The organism is Rahnella perminowiae (assembly GCF_019049755.1).
In the GTDB taxonomy this organism is placed as follows: domain Bacteria; phylum Pseudomonadota; class Gammaproteobacteria; order Enterobacterales; family Enterobacteriaceae; genus Rahnella; species Rahnella perminowiae.
Map to the genome: position 1 here is coordinate 1 of NZ_JAFMOS010000308.1, position 4178 is coordinate 4178.

At 52.5% G+C, this 4178-nt stretch carries 4 protein-coding genes; 2 read left to right on the forward strand and 2 right to left on the reverse strand.

Annotation, left to right across the window (positions count from 1 at the left end; genetic code table 11):
- Window positions 1-239 (reverse strand): cupin domain-containing protein (locus J1785_RS02885; RefSeq protein ID WP_217218767.1); only part of this gene is annotated, 239 nt, incomplete at its 3' end.
- A 272-nt stretch (window positions 240-511) separates the two neighbouring features.
- On the opposite strand from J1785_RS02885, the gene J1785_RS02890 reads away from it, so the two are divergent.
- Window positions 512-1921, forward strand: coding sequence for an MFS transporter (locus J1785_RS02890; RefSeq protein ID WP_129952167.1), 1410 nt, complete (start codon window positions 512-514; stop codon window positions 1919-1921).
- Window positions 1922-1943: 22 nt separating this feature from the next.
- Complete coding sequence (locus tag J1785_RS02895) at window positions 1944-3917, forward strand: glycoside hydrolase family 127 protein (protein WP_217158056.1); 1974 nt, start codon at window positions 1944-1946, stop codon at window positions 3915-3917.
- Window positions 3918-3992: 75 nt separating this feature from the next.
- Here J1785_RS02895 and J1785_RS02900 read toward each other — a convergent pair.
- Window positions 3993-4178: MFS transporter (locus tag J1785_RS02900; RefSeq protein ID WP_217218768.1), on the reverse strand; the 186-nt coding region annotated here is incomplete at its 5' end.

The following is a 4178-nucleotide window of genomic DNA, read 5'->3' on the forward strand; positions in this document are numbered from 1 at the left end:
GCATCAAAGGTGGTGACGCCTTTATGTTCCCTGCCGGGAAATAACAATAGACTTTCTCCTTCGTGTAAATCAAAACGGCTATTTTCTTCCTGTAAAGACAATGAGCCCCGGACAACATAAATTAATTCATGCGAACTGAGTTTCCGGGTCGGATGTGTGCCTATTCCGCGGGAAATGAACAAACCGCCGTTTTGTACTTTCACCGGGATATTGACGGGAAACGTAAGCATTTCAGTCATTTTAAGGCACTCATCAGGCTGGATATACCTGACAGTAGCATAGAGAACATGCATCTCCAGCCAGGTTTAAAGAGGTTTTGATCTGCTTCACAGATTCTGATCGTGAGTCGGAATTGTCCCGTTTAACTACTTTATCCTCCTCTTGTTGGCATGAGGCCATTATGCCAGATTTATGGCGTACCTTATTTAAATCCAGGGCTGACACCCATAATTAGCCTTATTTATTGTGTTCCTACAGCTTATTAATAACGATATAAAAGCGAGGAAAAATAATGCCAACAGATTCAGTTAATACCGGTTCTGCAACGGTAAACGGAGAGAGCAGAATAACTTCTGCCCATGCCAGACTTTCGGTCAGTGAAAAAATCGGTTACGGATTAGGTGATGCCGGTGGCACGATAATGACCTGTCTGATCACCAGTTTTCTGACATTTTTTTATACCGATGTTTTCGGGCTGACGCCTGCTATCGTCGGTACGCTGTTTATTTCCCTGCGGGTGATTGATGCGATTTCCGATCCGCTGATGGGCATACTGGCTGACCGTACGCAAAGTCGCTGGGGACGTTTTCGTCCCTGGCAGTTATGGATTGCGTTACCTGTTGGCGTGATCGGGTTTCTCACCTTTACGGTGCCCGGCCTGAGTGGAGATGCCAAAATTGCCTACGCCTTCTTCACGTACTTCCTGCTTTCCGTGTCGTATACGGCAATCAACGTGCCGTATTGCGCACTGATTAACACCATGACCACCGATCATCGCGAAGTGATGTCTTGTCAGTCGTGGCGCTTTGTCCTGTGCGGTGTAGCGGGCTTTATGGTATCCGTCGGGCTGCCGTGGCTGGTACAGGTGTTGGGTAAAGGCAATGCGGCACTGGGATATCAGCAGGGCGTGGGGTTGCTGTGTGCGGTGGCGGTAGTGATGTTTCTGTGGTGTTTCTTCACCGTGCGCGAACGCCTGCCCCTTGCGTTGCTCGGGCAGTTCAGCGTTAAAGAACACATCCGCGGATTGCTGAAAAACGATCAGTTGTTGCTGGTTTTACTGATGTCTTTCCTGCTGATCAATGTGTTCAATCTGCGCGGCGGCGGCTACATGTATTTCATCACGTATGTGCTGAAAGGCGGGGCAGGCTACGCTTCGCTGTTCTTCGGTATGGTGACACTGGCTTCCATTTTCGGCGCGGTCATCGTCAATCAGCTGACCAAATTCATCGACAGCGTGCGGCTGTATATGCTGACAAATCTGGTACTGGCGGTGTTTTCCCTGATGCTGTGGTTTGTTCCTGCCGGTGAACATCACCAGATATTGTGGCTCGGTATCATCTTTGTACACTGCGTGATCCTCGGGTTCACGTTGCCGCTGCATTTTTCCATCATGGCGTTCGCCGATGATTACGGGCACTGGAAAAACGGTATCCGTTCCTCCGGCATGAACTTTGCCTTCAACCTCTTCTTTATCAAACTGGCCTGGGCATCCAGTGCCGGGATCATCAGCCTGGTCTTCATTCTGGTCTCTTATCAGGCTGGCGCAGAGCACCAGACTGCGGCATCACTCGGCGGGATCACGTTGCTGGAAACCCTGTTACCGGCGGCGATGCATCTGCTGCTGGCGGGAACGCTGATGTTTTGCAAACTCGATAACAAATTGCTGTCGCGGATGTCGCACGATTTAGCCGCAAAAATTTAATTTAACTTTTTCAGGAGGTTGTATGCCGTTTTCTCCGGTTGATTCTTTAGAAGTGCCTTTGCAAAAGGTGAATGTTTCCGATGCGTTCTGGCTGGAATATCAGCGTCTGGTGAAAGAGGTGGTGGTGCCGTACCAGTGGAAAGCGCTCAATGATGATGTCGCCGACGCCGAACCAAGCCACGCGATTGAAAATTTCCGTATTGCCGCCGGGCAAAGTGATGGTGAATTCTACGGTATGGTTTTTCAGGACAGTGATGTTGCTAAGTGGCTGGAAGCGGTGGCGTATTTACTGACGAAAACGCCGGATCCCGCGCTGGAGGAAACGGCCGATCAGCTGATTGAGCTGATCGGCGCGGTGCAGCAACCTGACGGCTATCTGAATACTTACTTCACCGTCAAAGAGCCGCAACAACGCTGGACTAATCTGGCTGAATGTCACGAACTTTACTGCGCCGGACATCTGATTGAAGCCGGTGTGGCTTATGTGCAGGCCACAGGCAAAACCCGTTTGCTGGAGATTGTCTGCAAGCTGGCTGATCATATTGCACATGTCTTCGGGCCGGGTGAGAAGCAGTTGCATGGCTACCCGGGACATCCGGAAATTGAGCTGGCACTGATGCGTCTGTATGAACAAACCGCCGAAAAGCGTTATCTTGACCTGACCCGTTATTTTGTTGAGCAACGGGGTACACAGCCGCATTTCTACGATATCGAATATGAAAAACGTGGAAAAACATCGCACTGGAATACCTACGGACCGGCGTGGATGGTGAAAGACAAGGCCTACAGCCAGGCGCATGTGCCGGTGGCCTTGCAGACAACGGCTGTCGGCCATGCGGTACGTTTTGTGTATCTGTATGCCGGTGTGGCCCATCTGGCGCGGCTGAGTCAGGATCAGGAAAAACGCGAAGTGTGCCAGCGAGTGTGGGAAAACATGACCCGGCGGCAGATGTACATTACCGGTTCTGTCGGATCGCAAAGCAGCGGTGAAGCTTTTTCTTCCGATTATGATTTACCCAATGACACGGCTTATACCGAAACCTGCGCATCGATTGGCCTGATGATGTTCGCCAACCGTATGTTGCAGATGGATCCTGACAGCCGTTATGCCGACGTGATGGAGCGGGCGCTCTACAACACTGTGCTGGCCGGGATGGCGCTTGATGGCAAACATTTCTTCTATGTCAATCCTCTGGAAGTGCATCCGAAAAGCATTCCGTTCAACCACATTTATGACCATGTAAAACCGGTGCGTCAGCGCTGGTTCGGCTGCGCCTGCTGTCCGCCGAATATTGCGCGTCTGCTGACATCGCTCGGCCACTATATCTATACCCAGCGCCCGGACGGTGTGGATATCAATCTGTATATCGGCAGCGATGTCGAAGCGACAATTGGCGGAAAAGCGTTGCGGCTGAAACAGTCCGGCGGCTACCCGTGGACAGAATGCGTGCTGATTGACGTCGATACCGATCAGCCGCTGGAGGCGACACTGGCATTGCGTTTACCCGACTGGTGTGACAGCCCGCAGGTTTCGCTCAATGGTAATCCGCTGGCGCTGGCCAGCCTGACGCAACATGGATATCTGCGTCTGACCCGGACATGGCAGAAAGGCGATCGGCTTGAAATGATACTGCCGATGCCGGTGATACGTGTGAAAGGCAACGCGCTGTTGCGGCACGTTGCAGGCAAAGTGGCAGTGCAGCGGGGGCCGCTGGTGTATTGCCTTGAGCAGGCTGACAACGGCAGTGAGCTGCATAACATCCGCCTGCCGCATGATGCAACGTTCCGTCTGATTTCCGGCAGCGGACTGTTCGCCGGTAAAACATTATTGCAGGCTCAGGGCGGGCGCCGGGCATCCGTTCAGGCCAGTCAGCAGCCGCTTTATCACTATAATCCGCCTGTGGAAGACACTGTGCCGCAAACCCTGACCTTTGTACCGTACTTTACCTGGGCGAATCGCGGAGAGGGAGAAATGCGGGTGTGGGTGGACGAATAAAATCGCCATCCTGCAACCTGACTGAATATTGGCTGCGCTCCCCGTTGACGGGGAGCGACATCCACATTCAGACCATCAGCTGTGAGACAGCGTGGAGTCGGGCAGGTGTTTTGGCGGTTTAATCACGAAGAACACCAAAATAGCGCCCAGCGCGGCGACGCCGCCAGCGAGAATAAAGGCACTGTCAAAGCGTCCGGTGTTTTGAACAATGAAACCCGTCACGACCGGGCCGATGATACCCGAGACGCTGCCGACCAGATG